We start from the raw sequence: 22,907 nt of genomic DNA on the forward strand, positions 1-22,907 counted from the left end.
ACGGTTAATCTGGTGTAGGGACACGGCACGTGCAGTTTCCTCTATCCTAAAGAGTGTAGCCGGAATTGATATTAGTTGTTGTCAACAGTCAGCGGTCAACAGTCAACAGTCAACAGTCAACAGACTAATAACTTCAGCAAGTCCAGCAATGAGGCACAGATTGTCCGCCCTCTCGCGCACGGCTACTCGAAAATATCGATCGCCCAACTCAGGAAAACTCAAACAATCTCGAATCAAAATCCGGTGTTGTTGCAACAGACTTTTTTGAATTGCAGTCACCGACACCGAGGACTCAACTAACAAAAAATTAGCCGCCCCTGGAAAAGGTTGCAAACCCGGCAAATCAGCCAAACCCTCAAACAGCTCTCGGCGAGCCACAGGCAGCCAATCCCAAGTTTGCCGTTCAAAAGCAGCATCTCGCACCACAGCAGCCGCTGCTGCGGCAGCCAAGGCATTTACAGGCCAAGGATCGCGCAGCAACTGCCAACGGCGGAGGATATCGGGACGGGCGATCGCACATCCCATCCGCAGTCCCGGCAGAGAATAGAATTTGGTGAGCGATCGTAAAATCACCAAATTCTGAAACTCCTCAACAGCAGCGATCGAACTTTGCTGCTGGGCGGGCGGTAGAAAGTCCATAAAGGCCTCATCTACCACCACCAAAGCCAACTCCTCGCAATAAGGCCGAATCGCCTCCCTACCGAACAGCAAACCCGTAGGATTGTGAGGGTTGTTTAGTAGCAAACCTCGATCGGCACCGAGAGCGACAGGAACCGGGATCTCCAGAGAAGGAGAGACAAACAAACGGTTAGAAACTGACAAATCATCCGTTACTAACTCGTTTAAAAGCTCCGCATTCAAAGATTGAAGCTCCAAAGGACAATCCAGCACCTGTGCACCGAAAGCCTTCAGAGCCCGCCAGTAATCGCCAAAAGCCGGAGTAACCAAATAAGTCGCCTCCAGCTTCGACAAATCAAGAGCCGCCCAAGTCAACAATTCCGCCGAACCATTCCCCGGCAAAATCCAATCCGGGTCAACATTCAAAGCCTCACCCAAAGCAGTCCTCAGCTCTCCATAATCCGGGTCTGGGTAAGCAGTGAGACTGCTCAAATGAGCTTGAATCGCAGCCAGGGCCGACTCAGGAGGGCCCAAAGGACTGATACTGGCCGAAAAATCGAGAATAGCAGAAGCAGGACAGCCAGCCAATGCGGCTGCCCAAGCTAAATTCCCACCGTGTACAGGTCTAACCAAGACTCAGTTCACCAATTAAATTTTGGGTTCTTTCGGCGGTGCAACTCTGTCCTTGAACAACTTGCCTGCGGAAAATGCAGGAACTCTGGTTGCCGGGATTTCCATCTTGTCGCCAGTTTTGGGATTGCGACCCTCACGGGCTTTGCGTTCCCGCGACTCAAACGAGCCAAAACCGACCAGCGTCACCTTGTCGCCGTCAGAGACAGCTTCCATGATTGCTTCCAAGGCTGCACTTAACACGGCATCTGCCTGTTTTTTAGTGACACTAGCCTTTTCAGCCACTACATCAACCAATTCACCTTTGTTCATTGCGCACTCCTTCTGGGTTTGCAAAATACGTCAAACTGAGTTCAACTATTAGCTGTGAGTTATCAACTGTATTGGAGTTTGGGTTTGGAGATTTCGGTACTTACCTATTGCTCCAGCCCGCTTCCCAATTAAGAACTCCTGCTGAATACCAATTACCCTAGGATAATTGGTCAGAAAAGGAATTTTTGTTTCTAATTGCTGAAAACCCCACAGCATCTAATTTTCACTGCATTATTCTAAAGTCTTGCCGACCGTTATGGATCGGTGGAACCTTTAATTTATATGGAACTTGCCAACTTTTTAGAATTAATCCCCAAATTAGGTAAAAAAATACCACCTAAGAGACAAGATTTCTCGCCGGGAGTGGATTTGAAATGAGGGAAAAAACAGAAATAGAAGGAATAAAATGTAATTTGTCAAGGGTTAAAGGAAAAAATTTTTCTGTTTCCTGTTTTTTTCCACCCGTGTGGCAGGGCTGTTTCATGCTCCCGAAGGCCGCCAGGGGTTGAAACCCCTGTCGAGAGAGCAGAAGTCGTCGATCGCCGACTGAAAGAGTCATTTCTAGTTTTCTTGCAGATGACTAATGAGTTCTTTAGTCCTCTTTTAGAGGACTTTCGCTTTGAGACAGGGACTTCAGTCCCTGTCGGACTGTCGGACTGCCGGACTGTCGGACTGCCGGACTGTCGGACTGTCGGACTGCCGGACTGTCGGACTGTCGGACTGTCGGACTATCGGACTATCGGGCTGTCGGACTGACAACCGTCAACAGCCAACCGTCAACAGCCCACAGCCCACAGCCCACAGACAACTGACTACTGTCTCGGTTGGACGGGCTGACTGCGTTGCAACAGTTGGCGGGCGTCGGGACTGATGTTGTTTTGGTAGCCAAAGTTCGATCGATCGGTATCATCCAAAATCTGCGGAGTCAGCAACACAATCAACTCCGCCCGCTGGTTGGTCTTATCGGTTCTCCTGAACAGCGAACCGATAATCGGCAAATCTCCCAAAATCGGAATCTTGTTAGCGGTAACCCGTTCTTCGTCGCGGATAATCCCCGAAACAATCAAAGTCTGACCGTCCCGCAGGCGAATCAGCCCGGATTGCAAAGAGCGCTCGCCCAGCAGCCTGATAGTATTTATATTCGCGCCCGTGGACAACGCTTGCTCGTTGCCCGGTGTTCTGATAATCGGGTTCACCCGCAGAGAGACAAAGCCATTATCGTCAACCCGGTCAACTGCCACTCCCAACTGCAAACCTGCCCGATCCTTAACCGCAGTTACTGTTGTGGTACTGGTATTTCCGGTAGTCTGCGTTTGCGACGTGACGTTACTGATCACTTCGTCAGTAATATTTACATTCGCCGTTTCTCCTTCTTGAACCACCAGAGTCGGATCGGTGAGGATTTTGGCGTTCTGGCTTTGAATCGTTGCCTGCAACGCTGACAGGAACCTCCTGGGATACTGGAAGAACGGGAACAGGGCGAAAGTAGCAGTTCCGAAAGAATTTGGGGTTGTAGGGTTAAACGGGGTGTAATCGCTAATCCCGACTCGCGTAGGGTCATTAGTAATTGGGGCGATCGGCTGGACGAACAACCCGCCACCATTTCCTGTGAGGGGGACGTTGATTAAATTGCCCCTCGGATCGTAGAAAGGAGTTGTGGCGCTTGGTATCGGGTTGGGGACAATCGGCCGGCCATTGATGCCGCCCGTGTCGCCAAACTGCCTTGTTGGAGGATTGATGCCACCAAAATTGAGACTTGCTACTCCCCCATCATTGACAAAGAAATTGTTATTAAGGCCGAAAGAGAAACTGCTGCTGCTTCTGTTGTTTCCCAACAAGTTGACATCGATCACCTTGACGTTGACAGCCACTTGACGGCGGCGCAGATCGAGCTGACTCAAGAAAGCTACGGCAATATCAACTTTGCGCGGGTCGCCCACCAAAGTGATGGAATTGAGCCGAGAATCTGCCAGCACCGACAGTCCCCTCAGCAACAGCGGCCCGTTGCCGTCCCTAGCGCCAATTGCCTTAATATCCGGTTCCCGAATTTCTACATCCCGCGCGGCATTTCCCTGGCCCACGGTTTGAATAGTTACCCGAGTAATCGGGAGTTGAGTTTCCGCACCTTGAGCGCTCAAAAAGTTTGCTGCATCGGTCGATCGAACTTGATTGAGCCGCAAAGTCCGAACAATTATGTTGCGCGAGTCCAGAGGCAAATTAGTCCCGACAAAAATCGTGCGCCCGACGCGGTTGGCTTGCAGCCCGCTAATCCGCAGCACGTAGTTGAAAACATCTTGCACCGACTCATTTTCGATGTCCAAGGAAATTTTCGGCCCTTCATCGGCAGCTCCTGCTGCTCCCGGAGCGGGCGCCGGCTGGCCCGGTTGACCGGGGGCTCCACCGCCTGTAAAAGCAATGTTCAATCCCGCAGCCCGGGCTAGCAGAGCTAACACGTCGCGGACTGGAGCATCGCGCAGCACCAAGCGGGGGATGCGTTCTCCGGAGCTCAGTTCGATACTTGCCCCAGCAGGAGCGATGTTAGATACGGCGATATCTCCCAAGGGCGGCGCTACAGCCCGCGGCTGGAACGGCGGAGCTTGATTGTTCTGAGATTGTATTTCGCTGGGGAGCGGCGGGCGATCGTCCCTAGTAACAGTAACTTGGGGATTTGGCAGCAGTACCCCCGGAGTTTGTGAGGTGCCCATTTGCGGGGCCGGTCGAGGAGTTGATGGGCTCAGTGGCAGTCCCGGAGGCGGCGGGGGTACTGCTTGGGCTTGGTTGAGGGCGGGCAAACTCGGCTGTGCAGCTTGGGTTGACTGCACTGTGCCGCCCTGTCCGGCAACGCTGAGGACGATGCTTTGGCCTTGTCCGGGGACAACTTGTCCGCTGGGAACTCCTGTGGTGCCTGCCACCACCACGCGGATGCTGTTGGCTTCTACCTGGGTGATTTCTACCGAAGAAATGCCGGGAGCTGGGTTATCTTGCCGGAAGCTGTTGCCTTGGCGCAGGCGGAGCTGGGTGTTGGTAATTGTGGCTTGGTAGGTATTGCCGTTGTTGATGGCGAAAACTTGCGGGCGATCGCCCTTTTCGGTAGCTAGGACAATACTTACGCCATTCTTGGCTTGACTTACCTGCACTCCTGTGACTTGAGTCGGTGCGGCCGAGACTGGCGCTTGGGCGACTAGAACTCCGGCAACGCTGCACAAGAGTCCTCCACTTAAACGTAGATGCTGTTTCACATTCTCTCCTCAATTACACTTTTTTATTCGTGATTCGCCGTTTTTTGTCAGCATTTTTTACTGACTGAAATATTCCCCCATTCAGCTTTTTTTGGGCAATGAAGAAGTTAGAAAGCTATTGGCATAAATTCTAATTTTAGATAGCCAGATCGACAATTATTTTTCTGGCATTCATATTATTTTGAATTTTACCCTTGAATTTTCAATCTTCGAGCTTTACCAGAAATAATTGGTTTAAAGCATCTCCCTTGTACCGAGAAATTTAACGAAGACTATTGATTACTCCAATCCTCTTCATTCCAGGTAGATGTCGCCCTAAATCAATCAACTCTTCGACAGAGCTGGGGGGAGCCAACTGTCAACTTTCAACTGTCAACTTTCAACTGAATGAAATTCTGCTGAAGCAGCGACTTGAAAACCATACCTAATATCCGCCAAAACCCGCTACTTAGCCGGAGTCGGAGCCGGAGTCGGAGCCGGAGTCGGAGCCGGAGTTGGCGGTTTTTCTTCTTGCTTTAACGGCAGCAGCGCGTGCAATTCAAAAGCTGTTTTAATTTTTGTTTGCGGCTGATCCACAGGGATTATTTTGCCTTTCAGAAAATCTACTTCAATTGACTGAGTTGATGTTAGCAATTCTGATTTCAAATTCCTCACTACCAACAGCGACTGCATCAACTCCAAGTTGCGCATAAAATTGCGGGTTTGAGCGAAATTGCCTTCAAACTCTACCTTGAATTTTTTGCGTCTGAGCTTGCCAGCTAGGGACGGCCCGAAGGACGAATCGCTGAGAATGTCCGGGTCGGGAGCTCCCGGGACAGGTGCGGCTCCTGCTGGCCCGAGATCCGGTTCAAATTTAGTAATTTTAGCCTTGAGGTCGTCACTTTGCACGCCGGCGTTGATTCTGTTCACCAGTTGAGTCATGTCAAGCAGCAGCGTGGTAGCGCTGGCGTCGCTGGCAAACATTGCCGTTACGTTAGCCCGGCGCTGTTTAGCTTCTTCTTGCTTGGCTTCTGCTTCTGCCTTTTTCTGAATTTGAGCTTGCAATTGCAGTTGCGTTTGCTTGCTTGCGGTAATTTTTTGCTTGATTTCGCTGCCTCTTTGGAATTCTGGCAGTACGAACTGGGAGCCGAGGTACCCTGCAATTCCCAGGCCGAGAACTGCGATACCTATGGCTTGGACTTGGGGTGTCAGCTTAATGCCAAATATTTCCTGAGTCCCTGCCTCTTCTGCTTGTCCCCCGCTGGGAATAAACTCATTTGATGCTGTCATGGTTTTTTCACATCTCCTTTTGCTGGTAGCACTCCTTTTTCTTGAAGTGTTTCTATGCGTATGGCCAAGCCGTCTGCTTGCTTGCTCCGCAGTTCCGGGAGCAGCTCCGAGGCCCCTGTCGGACTGAGCGTTGTTTCAATTTTATATTCCACTACCGGCCGCAGTTTTGGAAGTTCTGCGGCTGCTGCTGCATTTTGGTTGCGCACTTGTAATTGTGCGGGGTTGTTTTTTAGTGTCGCCGCTACCAGTTTGGTATCGGTGTTGAGGAAGAAAGGAGAGCGCTGGACTAGCAGCATAAAGTCGTTAACTTGAGCAAAGGTACTGGCGATGCCGGAAATTTGTACTTTTGCGGTTTGGGGCGCGGCTGGGGGGGGAGCAGCGACTGGGGTAGGGCTCGCTGGGGAGGGACTCGCCCCCGGAGACGGACTCGCCCCTGGAGACGCGGCGGGAGTTGCAGCAGGTGGAGGGGGTGGTGCTGCAACGGGGGAGGGAGTGGGGTCGATTTGCTCGATTTTGGCAATTTGGACTCCGGCGGGAGTGCGGGCGCTCACGTCTTGCAGCATCGCCGACCAAGGTTTAATTTGGTCGAATACTCCGGCTAATGCTTGGTATTCGGCAGTAACTTTGTCGGTTTCGGTGTTGATGGCTTTGATGACGTTGGCTTGAGTGCTTAACTTTGCCAGTTCTTGGTCGATGTTTGCTTGTTCTGTGGCTAAGCCACTATTTTCGTTGGTCGCCCACCACCAAGCGCCCATGACTGCGGCGTTGAGGCCGAAGGCAAACAGCAGTGCTCCAATTAGGGGGAGTTGGTCTTTGGCTTGGCCCTCCCTTCTTTTGGGTGAGTTTTTGGCGGCGGCGGGTTTGTAGTCGGGACGGTCGTTGAGAAAATTAATATCTAGGCTGTACATGGCTTCACTCGATTTTATAGCAGAAGGCAGAAGGAAGAAGTAAGAAGCAAGAAGTAAGAAGGCATAAATCTGATCGAAGGTGCAATCGACCGCATGGTTTCAGCAATTAAGAATGTCCCAACCGTCTTGGCTGTTACTATAGATTTTAATTGGAAATTTTAGATTTTAGACAGAGGGCCAGATTGCGGGTATAAGTGAAGGATTTATTTAGGGAAGAAAGAAACAACTTTCTGCCTTCTACCGAAGGAAGTGGCTGCTTCAATCTCTGATATTCTACCTTTTACCTTTTACCTTTTACCTCCAATATTCTACCTTCTGCACTAGGTGCGTTCTTGTTTTGGAAGCAGCTTTTCCCTAAAATTTTCAAATCGGTTTTTCTAGTATCTAAAATTGTTAGGTTACAGCACCTCCCTCAGTCCTAAACCTAGGGCGACTCCTAAACCTGCTCGCTGTTCTGGGGTAATTTCTTGGGTGATTTCTAGTCCGAGGGTGTCGATGGGATCGACTTGTGATGCGGGCAAGCTTAATCTTTGCATAAAAAATTCGTCGAGTTTGCCGATCGCAGCTCCCGGGCCTGCTAGCAACAGTTGCGCTACTTCGAGTTCTTCGCTCTGGTTGAGGTAAAAGTCTACTGAGCGCCGCAGTTCGTCTGCTAGTTCTCCCAATACTTTAATCATCGCATTGGTGCCGGGGTTGGTGTCTCCGGAGGCACCCATGGTATCTGTGACTGGTAGGGTCATGCCTTGCAGTTCGCTGGTGTCTCTGGTGGGCGGCAAATTCATGGCTTGGTTGAGGGCGGTCTGGATTTGGTAAGTGCCGATCGGGATGGTACGGTTGAACTGAGGTATGCCGTCCACCACTATAGCTAATTCGGTACTGTCAAATTCAATGTCTGTCAAGACTGCGGCTTCTTGGGACGAAAATTGTTGCAGTTGGTCTCTGAGGGTGCGAATTAGCGCAAAGCTAGTTACTTCGAGCACGTCGATAGTCAGTCCGGCTTCTTTAAAGGTTTCGATGTATGTGTCGGTAACTTCTCTGCGGGTAGCGACTAATACCACTTGCACTTTTTCTACGCCGTCGTCATCTACAAATAAGCCGATTTTTTGATAGTCTACGTCGGCATCTTCTCTGGGAAACGGCAAATACAGTCCTGCTTCTGCATTCATGTAATCCCGCAGTTCTTCTTCGTTGAGTTCTGCTGGAACAGGAATCAGGCGGATCACGGCTTCGCGGCCGGGAATGGCTGTCGCTACTCGCTTGGCTTTGATTTTGTTTTCAGCCATCAGAGCACGTATTAGTTCTGCCATTCCTGGCGGATCGACTATTTGTCCTTCTTGTACCATGTCTTCTGGTACTTCTATGGAGGCGAGGAGACCTAATTTTAATGCCTGAGCTTTCTTTTCGAGCTGAATGATATTGATGCGGTCTGGGGCTATTTCGATCCCGATTCCTGGCTGGCGTTGGGACAGTAGACCTTTGAAAAAGTTAACCATAGGATTGGGTCGTCGGTAATTGCTATTTTTTTATTCTGTAATTGGTCGGCCCGAGCCAGCAGGCCGGATGTTGGAAGATTGGTTTTTCACCGCTCTCGCTCGATCTTGCTGTAATCTCGGTATCCCGCCGTAACTGAGCTGTCTGAGTTCCGCGATCGCCAGTTCCGATTTTATGCTATCCAATTTACTTGACAATAGCTATTCTGCGGCGAATGTCAACAAATTTAAGCTCGATCGACCAAAAACCGATTGATTCTGCAACCAAACCGACTCTCTCCCTCCCCGGGCCGCACACAAAACTCTGGCGCTTGAGCCCTGAAGGGCTTTCAGAGGGCGATGCTTGTTTTTTCCTTAGCTAACCATGAATCTCAAATTAAATTCTATGAAACGTAAATCTTGGCAACTGTTCGCTGTGTTTGGGCTGGTGGGGCTGATGCTAGCTGCGGTGGTGAGTTGCAGCAAGCCGGCCGTGAATTCCCAGACCAAGAATGCCAATGAAATCGAGTTCTGGACTATGCAGCTTCAACCTCAGTTTACTGATTATTTCAACAAGACGATCGCTGGTTTTGAAGCCGAAAATCCGGGTGTGAAGGTGCGGTGGGTTGACGTGCCTTGGTCGGCGATGGAAAGCAAGATTTTGGGGGCTGTATCGGCGAAAAATGCGCCGGATGTAGTGAATCTCAATCCCGATTTTGCTTCGCTGTTGGCGGGGCGCAATGCTTGGCTGGATTTGGACTCTCGGATTTCGCAGCAAGTGCGATCGAGTTATCTGCCAAATATCTGGAAAGCTAGCGTACTCGATGGTAAGACTTTTGGCATTCCTTGGTATCTCACAACTGGGGTAACTATTTACAATACAGAGTTGTTTAAAAAAGCGGGAATTACCAAACCTCCGGCTACCTATGCCGAGTTGGCGACTGTGGCGAAACAGGTGAAAGATAAAACTGGTAAGTTTGCTTTTTTTGCGACTTTTGTACCGGAAGATTCAGCGGAAGTTTTGCAATCTTTCGTGCAGATGGGCGTACCTTTGGTGGACGCTCAAGGTAAAGCTGCTTTTAATACCGATAAAGGTAAGGCTGTTTTTCAGTATTGGGTTGATTTGTACAAAGGCGGACTTTTACCGCAGGATGTTTTGGTGCAGGGACACCGCAGAGCGATCGAGCTTTATCAAGCTGGGGAAACTGCTTTGTTGGGTTCTGGGCCTCAGTTTTTAAAGGCAATTGCTGAAAATGCTCCGAGTATTGGTGCGGCTTCAAGTGCTGCGCCTCAAATTACGGGTGAAAGCGGCAAGAAGACTGTCGCAGTGATGAATTTAGTTGTACCTCGCGACAGCAAGCGCCCCGATGAGGCTGTCAAGTTTGCTTTGTACGTAACTAATTCTCAAAATCAGTTAGCTTTTGCCAAGGCTGCTAATGTTTTGCCTTCTACGCTTGAGACTTTGCAGGACTCTTATTTTAAGAGCGTTGCGGCTGATGCTGCTCCGAGCGATAAAGCTCGGATTATCAGCGCTTCTGGGTTAGACAAAGCTGAGTTGTTAATTCCACCTCTCAAGGATGTTAAGAAGTTACAAAAGGCGATTTATGACAATTTGCAAGCAGCAATGTTAGGCGAAAAACCAGTAGAACAAGCTGTAACTGATGCGGCGACAGCTTGGGATAAAAAGTAGTTTTTAATTGAAGCTGGGGCGGAAATATTTTTGCTTTCCCCCTTGCTTTTTTGGCGAACTTGACATATCATTAAATAATGGAAATCCGTGCCGCCATATATATACGCAAATATCAACATTAAAATTATTATCATAGGTTCGTAGTGAGGATTTTAGTTCTGATGAAGAAGGACTAAAGTCCTCACTACGAACCCGTGCGATCGCTCCTGGATCTAAGCTATAATTAAAGTAGATAATAACTCCGACGCTACCGCAGGAGGCAACGATGCAAATTAAAAACAGCAATCCAATGGGAAAAGTTTTTGCCACTCTGACGATCGTTAATCGAGCCGACCAAATTCGGGCAGAAGATGGGACGATACTAGAAGACCAAATTCGGTCGATCGTCCTCAAAAATGTATTGGTGGATACGGGGGCTACCACCTTATGTCTGCCAAAAGATGCGATCGCCAAACTGGGACTAAAACTCCTCAAAGAAGTAGACGTAGCAACAGCAATGGGTATTGGCAAAGCCCGAATTTTCCAAGATGCCAAAATATCAATGTTTGACCGGGAAGGCACTTTTGAGTGCTTGGAATTGCCGGGAGGAAACGATGCACTTTTGGGCGTCATACCTTTAGAATCATTGGGATTAGAAATAGACTTGCAAAATCAAATCTTGAAACCTTTACCCATCAGTCCCACCGAAACATATTTGACGATTTTGTAGCAAGCAATAAACCTCAGGTTTGAGGCGATTGTGCCTTAAAAAGTGCGATCGTCTTTTTCAACTCAGTTTAATTGACTGTTGGTAGCAATATAGGATGAATCACTAAAATTTTAATAAATTTGACTCGTGTTAAAATCAGAGTTCAGATCGGAATAGGAGAAAGTTATTATGACAGCAATGACAGTCAAAGATTTAAACCAAGTTCAGACCCTTTTTTCCGAAGCGGGTTTAGATTACACAATTGAACTAGAAGACGGGATAATTTCAGTTATGGGCCCATCAGACATCGTATCCAGTGAAATCAGTAGCCGTCTCATCGCCTTTCTCTTCGCTTGGGTAAATCCCCGTCGCTTGGGGAGAGTGTTTGACTCCGCAGGCGGTTTCATTATGCCGAATACCAACGTCAAAGCACCGGATGTTTCGTTTGTGCGGGCGGCCCGCTTGCGCCAAAGTCCGCGTTATTTTGGTGAACTTGTCCCGGATTTGGTGGTTGAGATCAAATCTCAGAGCGATCGCATTAAGGCTATAGAAACCAAAGTTTTGAAGTTTATAGAGCTGGGTGCAGTTGTCGGCATCCTGATCGATCCTGACGAGGAAACAGTGGCAATTTATCGATCGACTGGTGAACCGATTATTTTAGCAAATGGCGATATTTTAACAGTCCCGGAGCTTTTTCCCGGTTGGGAATTGCCCGTTTCGGAATTGTGGCCTCCGATTTTTACTGAGGAAGAAACACAATCCTGATGAGTTTAAGTTTGAGATTGTTGTTGCAGAAAATAGCCGACGAGATAAAGTGAACCGCACAAGATTGTGAGGTTTTCGTCGGTAACAGCCGCATCTAAGGCTGCGATCAAGTCTGGGAAAGCTTGAGTGAGAGTTAATTCAGGGCAGATATTTTTAGCAATGGCGGCTAATTCTGTGGGGGATGCTGAGTTTTGATCGGGTACGGGAACTAGGTAAAGCCGATCGCCCTTTTTGAGTAATGCTTGTAAAATATCATCGCAGTCTTTCGTCGCCAGAATGCCGATTACCCAGTTAATGGGCGACGGGGAAGTGGTAAGATTGTCTGCATATTCGCGCAGGGCGATCGCAGCAGCGGGGTTGTGCGCGCCGTCAATCAGGATGTTGCGATTGTTCCAAGTTGTCTGCTGAAGTCTTCCCGGCCATTGAGTTTGAGCGATTCCTTGGGCGATGGCGGTTGGGGAGATTTGCCATCCTAGGTTTTGCAGGGTGTGGATAGTTGCAAGTGCGATCGCCGAATTCATTAATTGAACTTGTCCCAACAATGGCAATTTATATCTTATTGTAACCGAAGATAAACTCGAATTAACGCCAATTTCTGGACTTGGATGATATTCGGCAAATCCGTCTCCTAAATCTAGCGCAGGTTTTACCCAAACTGCCGGACAACCTGATTCTTGAATGCGTTTTTCTACCACTATTCTAGCAGATTCCGGCAATTCTCCAACAACTACCGGACACTTTGATTTAATAATTCCCGCTTTTTCCCCAGCAATATCAGCGACAGTCGGGCCGAGGATTTGCCAGTGTTCGAGACTGATAGAAGTAATCGCACTCACAAGCGGAGTTTCGCAAACATTAGTCGCATCTAATCTACCGCCCAATCCGGTTTCTATCACTGCAATATCTGCTTTTTGTTCAGCGAAATACAGCCAAGCTGCGGCGGTGATAATTTCAAATTGAGTCGGAGTTTCTGTATTACCTTCCGCAGCCCTGACAACTTGTTCGAGACACTGTTGCAATGCTATTGTAGAAATTGGTTTTTGGTTAATGCAAATTCTTTCTGTCCAATCGATTAAGTGCGGGGATGTGTAGCGCCCGACTCGATAGCCTGCTGCTGTTAGTACGGATGAGAGATAAGCGCAAACGGAACCTTTGCCATTTGTGCCGGCAACGTGGATAATGGGTATTTGTTTGTGGGGGTTGTCGAGTTTTTCGAGGAGTTGGTGAATTCTTTCGAGGCCGAGGTGGACGCCGAAGTGTTGGTAAGATTTGAGGATGGAGTTTGCATTCATTGAGGTGAGATTTTTTTACGAACCGCGAAGGCGCGAAGGGCGCGAAGGAAGAAAGAAGAAGGAAGGAAAGAAAGTAAATGTTGATAAATATGAATATTATTTCTCTGTTTGCTGGTTGTGGCGGGTTGGATTTAGGTTTTCGTTTGGCTGGGTTTAATCCGGTTTGGGCGAATGAGTGCGATCGGTCTATTTGGGATACATATAATTTCAACCATCCTGACACTATTTTAGATCGCAGAGATATCAGAAAAATTAATTCTGATGAAATTCCCGATTGTATTGGGATTATTGGCGGGCCTCCGTGTCAAAGTTGGAGTGCTGCGGGTGCGAAACGCGGGATTGATGATTCTCGGGGTCAGCTTTTTTGGGAGTATATCAGAATTGTCCGAGACAAGCAGCCTTTGTTTTTTTTAGCTGAGAATGTTAGCGGTATCTTAGCTCCTAGAAATCAGGATGCTTTCACTTATATATTATCGCAGTTTGAGGCGATCGGATATCGAGTTTCGTTCAAGTTGCTAAATGCTAAAAATTTTGGTGTGCCGCAAGATAGGCAAAGAGTGATTGTGATCGGTTATCGTCAGGATCTGGGTTTTGGTTTTGAGTTTCCCGAACCGGGAAATCAGATTTTGACACTGCAAGATGCGATTTTTGATTTGCAGGCTGAACCAATGCTAGTTAAGGGTAAATTAGATAATTATCACGATTCTGTCGCGAATCACGAATGTGCAGATTTGGGATTTTCCAGCATTTATATGTCGCGGAATCGAGTTAGAAGCTGGGGTGAACCTTCCTTTACAATTCAGGCCAGCGGCAGACACGCACCTCTGCACCCTCAAGCTAGTAAAATGATTTTAGTTGGCAAAGATCAGCGTATTTTCGATCCGAATTCCCCCCTGCCTTACCGTCGGCTTTCTGTGCGAGAGTGTGCGAGAGTTCAGACTTTCCCGGATGAGTTTATTTTCAAGTACAAATATATTGCTGACGGCTACAAAATGGTCGGGAATGCAGTACCTGTTAATTTGGCTAGGATGTTGGCGAAAAAGATTTATGCGGATATTTCTGCCTTCTGAAAAAAGACTTACCCAAAACCTTTATCTGTTGATTCTTTAGTCCGCGAAGGCGGACTTCGTATGTGTAGAAGCGGTTTCAACCGCCGAGTCTTATCTTTTAATTTTGCCATAAATCGTCTAGAGTAAAGTTGCGGGGATTTTTGAGAATGAAGGTTTGATTTTCTTTGATTAAATCTCCCGTACAAAGGAAAGGCAAGCGTTCTTGATAAGCTTTAATGGCGAGGATATAATTTTTGTCTGCAAGTTCGGTTTTAATTTTTCGCAATTTGTCGGCAATCACGCCTAATAAGGTAATTTCTCCGCTTAATTTGTCGGCGTTTGGCGTGTGAATTTGCATCACGACTCCCTGAATAGTTGTATTGGGAAGCCCGGTAATTAAGTCTGCTAAAATTTCAACTTGAGAGCGATTTTCGATAGCCTCCAATGTCTCTAGCATCAAGTTCATCGACAGGGGAAAGTCCAGAAGCTCGCAATTTAAAGGTAGAACGATTTGAGGGGTTTCTGGGGTAAAATTGCCACTTGTCCAAATAATAGCAGTGTCATCTATTTTTTGGGCTTGTTTCCAACCTTTTGATTCTAAATAGTAGCTAATTTTGTCAGGTTGGAGATTTTTGAGCAATTCAATATCTTTTATTTTCACATTCATAGTTGTCTCCCGGTTGCGATAGGCTGCATGATAGTTGTGAGAGCATCACCAGAAAATATATTTGTTCTGGGTATCGAAATAGTGACGGTTTCTTTATTATCAGTGGGTGCTGCACCTTTTAATGAGATCCAATAAGCGCAGCGTTTTAAGCAGAGTTCCGCTTCTGTCTGTTGCAGCCAGTCGTTGGGTCGATCGGGAACAGTAACTACAATTATAATTCTAGGAGGGTAGGCATTGTTTGCGCTCAATTCTTCGTAGTTTTTAATGTTCAGAGGATAGCGAAGGCTATTTTCATTGAGGATATCTCTTGAGGTACATTTGACTTGAATGTAAAGGATGGGAAAGTTGGGTAAACCTCGTTCTGCGATTCCAGTGATAATTAGGTCTACACCCAGTCTGTCTAGAGGAGTAGTTGTTCGCTGGCAGAACCCCGCTGCTGAGGCAATGGCGTAAACGTAAGCATAGCTAAATTCTTCTTTTTGGGTGTTAATATCCATTAAACTGCTAGTGCGTTTTTGTTGCCATAAACTAATGATATAATACTAACTCCGGTGACAAAAATCCGCTATTATATAAGATTGCGGTGCGTGACTACTGAGTTCTTCTACTACCGCACAATTTTATTCACAGTCACACACCCTCCAAAGTTGCGGTGCGTGAATGCTGAGTTGTTCTACTACCTTACAAATCTATTTACTGTCACGCACCCTACATTGCTGTGAAAGCAGATTATCGATCGCCCTTAGCAGCAGGTTTGCAGCAGCGCATTCGCCCCATGAGTACACTGCTCGGGCGAAGTATACTTATCTTCTGCATGGCTGATGCCGCCCCGAGAAGCCAAGAAAATTATCTTCATTTTTTGCCAGCGATCGCGCAAATATTTGTTTCTTGTTTTCTACCTCTTAATTGAATACTTTTAACTGGTTTTGCTTCGTAGCTATCGCTCACTAAATCCCAGGTTTCTCCTGTTATTAATACCCGATAAGGATTGTCTTCTTTAATATCTTTATTCATTGCTTCTAAGCGAGCCGCAACATTCACAGTATCTCCTAATACCGAAAAATTTAATCGCTTGCCACCGCCGACAGTTCCAGCAATAATCGACCCAGTATGAATGCCGACTCCGAATTCAATTTTTGGCTTTCCTTCCCTTTCAAATTGCTGATTTAATTCTTTCAATCGTTCTGACATATCCAAGCAAGCGGCAATACAATTTAGAGCGTCTTGTTTGATTTCTTCTGGTTTAGTATGAGGAAAAGGAATGCCAAATATTGCCATAATTGCATCGCCAATATATTTATCGATCACGCCGCCGCGATCCATAATACACTCGCTCATGGCATTTAAATATTGATTCAGCCAAGACATCAATTCACTCGGAGATAGTTGCTCGGAAATGCTAGTAAACCCTCGAATATCCATAAATAAAACAGTGGCGACCATTTCTTGCGGTTGCATTTCCCCATTCTTAAATATTTCGTCTTTTCGCTCCCAAATTAGTTCAGCAGTTTCTTTTGCCATGTATTTTTCAAACAAACTCATTAATTGTTGTTTCTCTTGTTGTTCTCGCAGTTGCAGCCCTATTCCAGCTAAGACGATCGTACCAATTGGTGCTGCGATGGGCATTAGTAGAGAATTAAACGTAAATAATAAGAAAGAAACTGCATACCAAATTAGGGGGAAAAGGAGAGCGATCGCAATTCGTCGCCAGGGCCCAGATTTTGCTAATATCCCGCTAGTAATTGGCCCAATTAAAAGTAATATCAGCCAACTTGTCCAGTCAGGTAAAGGTTGCAGCAGTCGGTTATTGAGCAAGTTATCAATAACTGCGGCATGAAGGTAAATCCCGTTGGTTGGTGGAATTCGATCGAGAGGAGTCCGCAAGGGATCTAAACCTGTTGCTGTCGTACCTACTAATACTAATTTGTCTTTAAAAGCATCTTGGGTAATTTTACCTGCCAGAACATCAGCAAACGAATAAGTCGGTAAATATTGCACTTTTCCAGGCCAATTTATCCCAGCCTGCTTAAATTCTAGACTGCCGTTATTAGGCGGTGAAAAAAACTTTTCTAGCCCTCCTGATTGCGGTTGCTTGTCGGCGTTGTAAACGTTCAGCATGGCAATTCCAAGGGAGGGAATATCTCGCACCCACAGGATGGCTTGACGGCCGATCCCATCTGTGTCTGAGTTATGCAAAATATGGCCTCGACTGGCGGCTGCGGCTTCTAAAGTTGGTACAATTGGTAGCAGTTTTTTTTGGTCATCCGCAGCCTTTGCTAACACTACATTACCTGTGGCACTCATAGCGTCTGCAAGTTGGTCATCTTTGGGAGTGGGTTCGGCAAAAATAATGTCGAAACCAACGACTGCGGGTTTAGCAGGGGAAAGGGCTTGTAATAATTTAGTGTAGCGATCGCGCGAAAACGGAAATCTCCCTAACTTCGTTAAACTTGCTTCGTCTATGGCAATGACCACCACTCGCTTATCCCAAATAGGTTTGGGTAAAATTCCACTTTCGCGAAGTTGAAACAGGCTGTTATAGCTCAGTTGTTCCAGCGGTTTCCAGGCATCCAAATGCAGCGCGCCCAAGGAAATAATAGCGGCAGCAACTCCCGGTAGCAAGGATTGGCTGCGGGCAAAAAAATCTCGCAAACGAGGGATTATTAATTTAGTCATTACCTATTTCTTAATTAAACTTGCACCGATTTCATAAGATACCTCATTTCCTACCGGACTGCGAACCACTAGCCAGTAGTCAGAGTTAGCTGGCCTCGGCACTACCTCGTCGATTTTACCTGTTCGATCCATCTTTAACGGTTGGTCATTTAAATACACTAAATTCAGCGGATCGACAGTACAAACGCATCGAACTTTGCCTGGACTGATGACTGATAAACTGATCAATTCATAGTTCAGATTTTCTTTAAATGCCTTGGGTGCAGCGGGAGGATTGCCGGGAAAAGTGACGGAAGCATAGCCCTTTTCGATCTTCACAGTTTGCCCTTGAGCGCTAGCGTCAACCTTCCCCTCAAATAAGGCAGTTGCGGCTTTTCCCTCTGGACCAACACCCACGGAGAACTCAGTCCCCCTGACGCCCACAACTCCCGCTGGGCTGTTAATTTCTAGGCGCGAATTGGGATTAGTCAAGCGTCTGGCTGAAACTCTTGCCAGCCCTGCGGGGACTGAGAGCAGGGTAACTCTACCTCCGCCGACAGCAACGGACAGACCTTTAACTTGGACGGTGCTTAATTCTGCTACATTAATCGTAGCGATGCCAGAGTCTACGGCTAAAACCGCGCTAGATTGTTTGCCTGTGGAGATTTGTTGGCCGGCTGCACTCAGGCGATCGCCCACTTTTGCTGGTCTTCCTTGATACGTTACGGTTCCCCTAATTTGCCGTACTTCCACCCAGCGACTTGCAGGTAGTTGAATCTCTCTCGCCAGCAAAGGCAAGGCGAAAGTGATTAAAATAGTAGCAAATAGGATTGTCAACCATTTAGAAATACCAGACAGATTTAATTTCATCACTAAAAAATATTTAGCCAAGACTGTTGTCTAGATTACTATTCTTTTTGAACTTCTCAGGAAAATTTTTAACTAACAAAGCTTACGCAGACACAATATATGTAGTGCCCGCACAGCTACGATCGCACCCGGCTTTACTGACGCGGCCATCGGCGACTCAAAGGCGATCTCTTTTGAGGATATCGCAAACCCTTCTTGAAATGTCGAAACGGATAATATTGGTTTATTTTTTAGATGCTCAGCACTCACTTACGATCGCGTTTTCATGCGCCCTGCAACTGCGATGAATCGATCGCCCTAGTCGCATACAGCCGATCGAGCTTTAGGAAGGTTTGCAGCAGCGCATTCGCCCCCTGAGTACACTGTTCGGGCGAAGTATACTCATCTTCTGCATGGCTGATGCCGCCCCGAGAAGCCACGAAAATCATCCCCATATCGGTAAAGCGTCCGATTTCTTGGGCGTCGTGGCCGGCCCGGCTGATTAAATGCCTGTAACTAAACCCTAATTCTTGACAAACTTCTACAATTGCATTCTGAATCTTTGGTGCTGCTAGGGTTGGCTGTACGTGCAGCAATTGAGTGATTTCGATTTCGGTTTGGGTGGCAGAGGCTATTGCTTGAAACTCCAATTTCATTTTGGTTAACAACTGTTCCAAATTAGTTTCAGACAAATCGCGCAAGTCGATTTTAAACTCAACTTTTCCCGGCACAGTATTCGTAGCATTCGGCGAAACAGTTAAGTAACCTACGGTTGCGACTTGTTCCCCTGGTGTTTCTACTGCTAGCTTGTTGACTGCTAATACCATTTGCGAAGCCGCTACCAGCGCATCTTTTCTCGCGTGCATGGGCGTCGATCCGGCATGGTTGGGGCGGCCGGTTACTGTTACTCCGAGGCGGTACTGTCCGACAATGCCTTTGACTACTCCTATACAGTCGCCCGTACTTTCCAATACGCCTCCTTGTTCGACGTGCAATTCCACAAACGCTGCTATTTCTTTGGGTTGGCGTTTTGCTTCGGCAATTTTTGACCAATCTCCGCCAATTTGTGCTAAACAAGTTTGGATCGAAGTGTCATCGCTGCGGCGGTAATATTCGGGGTTGCTGACTATATTTCCCGCCATGGCTTTGCAGCCGATAACGGTGCTTTCTTCGTCGGTAAATACGATCGTCTCAATGGGGTGTTCCAAGCGCAGGCTGTTTTCATGCAACACGCGCACGACTTCGATTCCTGCCAAAACTCCCAAAACTCCGTCGAAATGGCCCGCCGTGGGAACGGTATCAATGTGAGAACCGGTTGCTAGTGCAGCGCCTTCGCGCTTTCCCGGATACCGGCCGATCATGTTTCCCGCCGCGTCAATCCGAACCGTCATCCCGGCTTCTACCATCCAAGATTCTACGAGTTGGCGGGCGAGCAAATCTGCTTTGGTAAATGCTACCCGGCTGACGCCTCCTCCCGGCAGTTTGCCGATTTGGGCGAGTTGGCTAATGCTGCGGTTGAGGCGCGGGCCGTTGACTGCCAGTGTGAATGTAAGTGTCATTTAAAGTTCTTTTGTTGATTGATTTAATTAATTGCTGTATACTGCATTCAATAGCATTTAAATCGGCGACGTAATGTAGTCTTGTTTACAAAAGTCGATCGCTTCGACAGTACCAGCAGTAAGGTGCGCATTGCGCACCCTACAAGACGCAAAAACACAGCAGTAAGGTGCGCATTGCGCACCCTACAAGACGCAAAAACACAATTTTTTATCGGGTGTATATGAGTCAAACAGCAATTGTAAGCAAACGAGTATTCATTTGCGGTTCCGCCCTGCAGGGCCAGCCGGACAACAGCAACCTGGGAGAAGCAAAGTTCATCAGAGAAGCCAAAACTCGTCCGATTTACCGCTTGCACTCAGCGGAAAATGGCTGGCATCCGGCAATCTATGAAGTGGCCGCGGACGGTGTATCAATTCCGGGCGAAGTGTATGAATTAAGTTTAGAGCAATTTGAAGAATTGGCAGCGGGGGAACCGCCGCATATGTATCCCTCGGATGTGGTTTTGGATGATGGAGAAGTGTTGACGGCTTTTTTGTACCCGCAGGAGTTGGTTCACAAGTATCAATGGGAAGATATTTCCGATCGCGGTGGGTGGGCCGCTTACAAAGCCGGTTCGCAGTAGCCCACTAATCCGCCAGGGACTGAAGTCCCTGGCTAATAGCTTAAGTCCTCTGAAGAGGACTAATGAGTTTAAGAGTTTTTTTCTGAGTTTTCTGAAGAGGACTAATGATTTTAAAAGTCTTTTTCTGAGTCCTATGCAAGAGGACTTTAGCTTTGAGGCAGGGGTTGAAACCCCTGCCGGACTGAAGTCCCTGGCTAATAGCTTAAGTCCTTTCAAGAGGACTAATGATTTTAAAAGTCTTTTTCTGAGTTTTCGTCAGAGGATTAATGAGTTTAAAAGTCTTTTTCTGAGTTTTCTGAGCGAGGACTAATGATTTTAAAAGTCTTTTTCTCAGTCCTCATAGCGAGGACTTTAGCTTTGAGGCAGGGGTTGAAACCCCTGCCGGACTATCCTCCTTGAAAATGCTACGCCTTGTGATATTCATGCCAGTGTCGGGCAATATCAATGCGGCGGCATATCCAAACCCTCTCATGCTGCTGCACGTAATCCAAAAAACGCGCCAAAGCCGCCGCCCGCCCAGGCCTCCCCGCCAAGCGGCAGTGCAGCCCCACACTCATCATCTTCGGTGCAGTCTCGCCCTCGGCGTAGAGTAGATCAAAAGCATCGCGCAGGTAAGCAAAAAACTGATCCCCAGAGTTAAACCCCTGAGTCGTAGCAAACCTCATGTCGTTGTTGTCGAGGGTGTAGGGAATTACCAGGTGGGGTTTGTCGCACTCGTACACCCAGTAAGGCAAGTCATCCGCATAGCTGTCAGCATCGTAGAGAAAACCGCCTTCTTCCACTACGAGCTTGCGGGTGTGCGGGCTCGTGCGTCCCGTATACCAGCCGAGGGGACGGCTGCCGGTAACTTGCGTGTGAATCGCGATCGCCCTGTGCAAATGCTCCCGTTCCGCCTCTTCACCAAAATACTTATAATCAATCCAGCGGTAGCCGTGGCTGGCAATTTCCCAATCGGCCTCCAACATCGCTGCAACGGCTTCGGGATGCCTTTCTAAGGCCATCGCCACGCCGTAAACAGTCACCGGTATCTTGCGAGAAGTAAACATCCGGTGCAAGCGCCACAAACCTGCCCGACTGCCGTATTCATAACACGATTCCATATTCATGTGGCGCAGTCCCGATAGGGGTTCAGCGCCGACAATCTCTGACAGAAATGTTTCCGAAGAACCGTCGCCGTGGAGGATGCAGGTTTCTCCACCTTCTTCGTAATTGATCACAAATTGCAGGGCTATGCGCGATCGATCTGGCCATTGAGGATCGGGAGGATTTTGCCCGTAACCGATTAAGTCTCGCGGATAATTTGCTGGCATATAAGTTATTTGTTAGTGGTTATTTGTTAGTGGTTATTTGTTAGTGGTTATTTGTTGGTGGTTATTTGTTAGTGGTTATTTGTTGGTGGTTATTTGTTGGTGGTTATTTGTTAGTGATAATAACCAATTCCCGATGCCCGATGCCCGATGCCCCATGCCCGATGCCCAATTACCAATCTCAACTTATTGATGTTGTTCGATCTGTTGAATTTCTTTAATTACCCGCGCTTTGCTGGCGATTAAATGTTCTTTGATTGCTTGGGAAGCCGCGACGGCGTTTTGTTCGATGACAGCTTGATAAATGCGGCGGTGTTCGCTGCGGATTTCCAATACTCCCGGATTGTATTCCATTGTGCGCAGCCGCACTAAGATCATTTTGTCAAACACGCTATCTAACAGAGTTACCAGCCAAGAATTAGCGGAACTTTGGGCTAGCAAGCGATGAAATTGATAGTCAGCGTAGAGCAATTGATAATTTGTCAATTCGCCCGATCGCACTTGCGTGTTATTTTCGGCTTGAGTGACGATCGATTCGAGTTGTTTTAATTGAGCGGGTGTCGCATTTTGACTCGCCCCGGCCGCTGACAATTGTTCCAAAGCAATGCGACAATCGTAAAGATCGGCTGCATCTGCGATCGACAGCGTAGCGACGCGCAATCCGTGATGCGGATCTGCCGTCACTAAATTCTCACGTTGCAGTTGGCACAAAGCCTCTCTCACCGGAGTGCGGCTGACGTTGAGCATATCTGCCAGTTGTGTTTCGATCAAGCGTTCTCCAGCCACTAATTCCCCCGACAGGATAGCAGTTCGGAGAGCTTGATAAGTTTGTTCGTGCAGAGATTGAGTGCGGCGAATCGCGCGAAATGAAAGACCCAAAATCAGTTATCCTTAAGTTAAAATTAGAGTTAATACTGTTGTTAAAAATTATTGATTCAGCCTGATCTCTAATATTTTTATGTTAAATGACTTTGGCTGACTCGTTTTCAATGATACAGCAAATTGACGTTTCTGCAACAGATAGCTATAGATAATAGGCGATATCTTTGGGGACGCGCGGCTGTGCCCGGAGGTGCCAGCAAGCACGCGCTTCGACTCAGTACGTCAGGGGTTGAAACCCCTGCCTCATAGCTAAAGTCGGTTGAAACCGACTAAAGAGTTTGAGACAAATTGAAAACAATTGCAGTCCTCTTTGAGAGGACTGTCTTCTATGAGACAGGGGTTTTCAACCCCTGTCGGACTGCCGGGAAAGCGCGCGCATTTAGTTAAAACCTACTAAAGAGTTTGATAAAAAATGAAAACAATTGCAGTCCTCTTT

At 47.5% G+C, this 22,907-nt stretch carries 20 protein-coding genes; 5 read left to right on the top strand and 15 right to left on the bottom strand.

Going from position 1 to position 22,907, the window contains the following annotated elements; translation table 11 throughout:
* Positions 1–102: 102 nt before the first annotated feature.
* The 7 genes from cobD to QT974_RS05500 all read right to left on the bottom strand — a co-directional run bounded on the left by cobD (position 103) and on the right by QT974_RS05500 (position 8,664).
* On the bottom strand, positions 103–1,251 hold the full coding sequence (gene cobD, locus QT974_RS05470; RefSeq protein ID WP_333467510.1) for a threonine-phosphate decarboxylase CobD: 1,149 nt from the start codon (positions 1,249–1,251) through the stop codon (positions 103–105).
* Between the two features lie 15 nt (positions 1,252–1,266).
* The gene (locus tag QT974_RS05475; RefSeq protein ID WP_333467511.1) at positions 1,267–1,584 is read right to left on the bottom strand and encodes an HU family DNA-binding protein; all 318 of its coding nucleotides are present in this window, start codon (positions 1,582–1,584) and stop codon (positions 1,267–1,269) included.
* Positions 1,585–2,372: 788 nt separating this feature from the next.
* Complete coding sequence (locus QT974_RS05480; protein WP_333467512.1) at positions 2,373–4,799, bottom strand: AMIN domain-containing protein; 2,427 nt, start codon at positions 4,797–4,799, stop codon at positions 2,373–2,375.
* Between the two features lie 444 nt (positions 4,800–5,243).
* Positions 5,244–6,068 carry a pilus assembly protein PilO gene (locus QT974_RS05485; RefSeq protein ID WP_333467513.1) on the bottom strand — a complete coding sequence of 275 codons (825 nt, stop codon included), beginning with the start codon at positions 6,066–6,068 and terminating at the stop codon, positions 5,244–5,246.
* Entirely contained in the window at positions 6,065–6,976 is a 912-nt protein-coding gene (locus QT974_RS05490) for a PilN domain-containing protein (RefSeq protein ID WP_333467514.1), read from the bottom strand. The genes QT974_RS05485 and QT974_RS05490 overlap by 4 nt, the downstream gene beginning before the upstream one ends.
* Before the next feature lie 398 nt (positions 6,977–7,374).
* Complete coding sequence (pilM, locus tag QT974_RS05495) at positions 7,375–8,469, bottom strand: type IV pilus assembly protein PilM (protein WP_333467515.1); 1,095 nt, start codon at positions 8,467–8,469, stop codon at positions 7,375–7,377.
* Between the two features lie 30 nt (positions 8,470–8,499).
* Complete coding sequence (locus QT974_RS05500) at positions 8,500–8,664, bottom strand: hypothetical protein (protein ID WP_333467516.1); 165 nt, start codon at positions 8,662–8,664, stop codon at positions 8,500–8,502.
* A gap of 187 nt (positions 8,665–8,851) precedes the next feature.
* On the opposite strand from QT974_RS05500, the gene QT974_RS05505 reads away from it, so the two are divergent.
* From QT974_RS05505 to QT974_RS05515, 3 genes are all read left to right on the top strand, one after another.
* Positions 8,852–10,135 (top strand): ABC transporter substrate-binding protein, encoded by a 1,284-nt coding sequence (locus tag QT974_RS05505; RefSeq protein ID WP_333467517.1) that lies wholly within the window; start codon positions 8,852–8,854, stop codon positions 10,133–10,135.
* 265 nt (positions 10,136–10,400) lie between these two features.
* Entirely contained in the window at positions 10,401–10,844 is a 444-nt protein-coding gene (locus QT974_RS05510) for a retroviral-like aspartic protease family protein (RefSeq protein WP_333467518.1), read from the top strand.
* 168 nt (positions 10,845–11,012) lie between these two features.
* Positions 11,013–11,588, top strand: a complete 576-nt coding sequence (locus QT974_RS05515; RefSeq protein ID WP_333467519.1) for a Uma2 family endonuclease — start codon at positions 11,013–11,015, stop codon at positions 11,586–11,588.
* A 5-nt stretch (positions 11,589–11,593) separates the two neighbouring features.
* Here the strand turns inward: QT974_RS05515 and QT974_RS05520 are convergent, their stop codons facing one another.
* Positions 11,594–12,880, bottom strand: a complete 1,287-nt coding sequence (locus QT974_RS05520) for a bifunctional folylpolyglutamate synthase/dihydrofolate synthase (protein WP_333467520.1) — start codon at positions 12,878–12,880, stop codon at positions 11,594–11,596.
* A gap of 89 nt (positions 12,881–12,969) precedes the next feature.
* On the opposite strand from QT974_RS05520, the gene QT974_RS05525 reads away from it, so the two are divergent.
* The gene (locus QT974_RS05525; protein WP_333467521.1) at positions 12,970–13,950 is read left to right on the top strand and encodes a DNA cytosine methyltransferase; all 981 of its coding nucleotides are present in this window, start codon (positions 12,970–12,972) and stop codon (positions 13,948–13,950) included.
* A 97-nt stretch (positions 13,951–14,047) separates the two neighbouring features.
* Here the strand turns inward: QT974_RS05525 and QT974_RS05530 are convergent, their stop codons facing one another.
* From QT974_RS05530 to QT974_RS05550, 5 genes are all read right to left on the bottom strand, one after another.
* Positions 14,048–14,596, bottom strand: coding sequence for a hypothetical protein (locus QT974_RS05530; RefSeq protein WP_333467522.1), 549 nt, complete (start codon positions 14,594–14,596; stop codon positions 14,048–14,050).
* Entirely contained in the window at positions 14,593–15,093 is a 501-nt protein-coding gene (locus QT974_RS05535) for a DUF4365 domain-containing protein (RefSeq protein WP_333467523.1), read from the bottom strand. The genes QT974_RS05530 and QT974_RS05535 overlap by 4 nt, the downstream gene beginning before the upstream one ends.
* A gap of 355 nt (positions 15,094–15,448) precedes the next feature.
* Entirely contained in the window at positions 15,449–17,272 is a 1,824-nt protein-coding gene (locus tag QT974_RS05540) for a CHASE2 domain-containing protein (RefSeq protein WP_333467524.1), read from the bottom strand.
* A gap of 3 nt (positions 17,273–17,275) precedes the next feature.
* Positions 17,276–18,121, bottom strand: coding sequence for a FecR family protein (locus tag QT974_RS05545; protein ID WP_333467525.1), 846 nt, complete (start codon positions 18,119–18,121; stop codon positions 17,276–17,278).
* Positions 18,122–18,384: 263 nt separating this feature from the next.
* Entirely contained in the window at positions 18,385–19,659 is a 1,275-nt protein-coding gene (locus tag QT974_RS05550) for a Zn-dependent hydrolase (protein WP_333467526.1), read from the bottom strand.
* Positions 19,660–19,880: 221 nt separating this feature from the next.
* On the opposite strand from QT974_RS05550, the gene QT974_RS05555 reads away from it, so the two are divergent.
* Complete coding sequence (locus tag QT974_RS05555; protein WP_333467527.1) at positions 19,881–20,282, top strand: allophanate hydrolase-related protein; 402 nt, start codon at positions 19,881–19,883, stop codon at positions 20,280–20,282.
* A gap of 404 nt (positions 20,283–20,686) precedes the next feature.
* Here the strand turns inward: QT974_RS05555 and puuE are convergent, their stop codons facing one another.
* Together puuE and QT974_RS05565 are read right to left on the bottom strand one after the other, a co-directional pair.
* Positions 20,687–21,592, bottom strand: coding sequence for an allantoinase PuuE (gene puuE / locus QT974_RS05560; protein WP_333467528.1), 906 nt, complete (start codon positions 21,590–21,592; stop codon positions 20,687–20,689).
* Positions 21,593–21,775: 183 nt separating this feature from the next.
* Positions 21,776–22,468 carry a GntR family transcriptional regulator gene (locus QT974_RS05565; protein ID WP_333467529.1) on the bottom strand — a complete coding sequence of 231 codons (693 nt, stop codon included), beginning with the start codon at positions 22,466–22,468 and terminating at the stop codon, positions 21,776–21,778.
* Positions 22,469–22,907 lie beyond the last annotated feature (439 nt).

Source organism: Microcoleus sp. BM001215392 (genome assembly GCF_036700185.1).
Classification (GTDB): Bacteria; Cyanobacteriota; Cyanobacteriia; order Cyanobacteriales; family Microcoleaceae; genus Microcoleus.

Coding starts and splice junctions, on each gene's coding strand:
- QT974_RS05485 (WP_333467513.1), bottom strand. CDS start 6,068: ATGACAGCATCAAATGAGTTTATTCCCAGCGGGGGACAAGCAGAAGAG.
- QT974_RS05490 (WP_333467514.1), bottom strand. CDS start 6,976: ATGTACAGCCTAGATATTAATTTTCTCAACGACCGTCCCGACTACAAA.
- pilM (WP_333467515.1), bottom strand. CDS start 8,469: ATGGTTAACTTTTTCAAAGGTCTACTGTCCCAACGCCAGCCAGGAATC.
- QT974_RS05505 (WP_333467517.1), top strand. CDS start 8,852: ATGAAACGTAAATCTTGGCAACTGTTCGCTGTGTTTGGGCTGGTGGGG.
- QT974_RS05510 (WP_333467518.1), top strand. CDS start 10,401: ATGCAAATTAAAAACAGCAATCCAATGGGAAAAGTTTTTGCCACTCTG.
- QT974_RS05515 (WP_333467519.1), top strand. CDS start 11,013: ATGACAGCAATGACAGTCAAAGATTTAAACCAAGTTCAGACCCTTTTT.
- QT974_RS05520 (WP_333467520.1), bottom strand. CDS start 12,880: ATGAATGCAAACTCCATCCTCAAATCTTACCAACACTTCGGCGTCCAC.
- QT974_RS05525 (WP_333467521.1), top strand. CDS start 12,970: ATGAATATTATTTCTCTGTTTGCTGGTTGTGGCGGGTTGGATTTAGGT.
- QT974_RS05530 (WP_333467522.1), bottom strand. CDS start 14,596: ATGAATGTGAAAATAAAAGATATTGAATTGCTCAAAAATCTCCAACCT.
- QT974_RS05535 (WP_333467523.1), bottom strand. CDS start 15,093: ATGGATATTAACACCCAAAAAGAAGAATTTAGCTATGCTTACGTTTAC.
- QT974_RS05540 (WP_333467524.1), bottom strand. CDS start 17,272: ATGACTAAATTAATAATCCCTCGTTTGCGAGATTTTTTTGCCCGCAGC.
- QT974_RS05545 (WP_333467525.1), bottom strand. CDS start 18,121: ATGAAATTAAATCTGTCTGGTATTTCTAAATGGTTGACAATCCTATTT.
- QT974_RS05550 (WP_333467526.1), bottom strand. CDS start 19,659: ATGACACTTACATTCACACTGGCAGTCAACGGCCCGCGCCTCAACCGC.
- QT974_RS05555 (WP_333467527.1), top strand. CDS start 19,881: ATGAGTCAAACAGCAATTGTAAGCAAACGAGTATTCATTTGCGGTTCC.
- puuE (WP_333467528.1), bottom strand. CDS start 21,592: ATGCCAGCAAATTATCCGCGAGACTTAATCGGTTACGGGCAAAATCCT.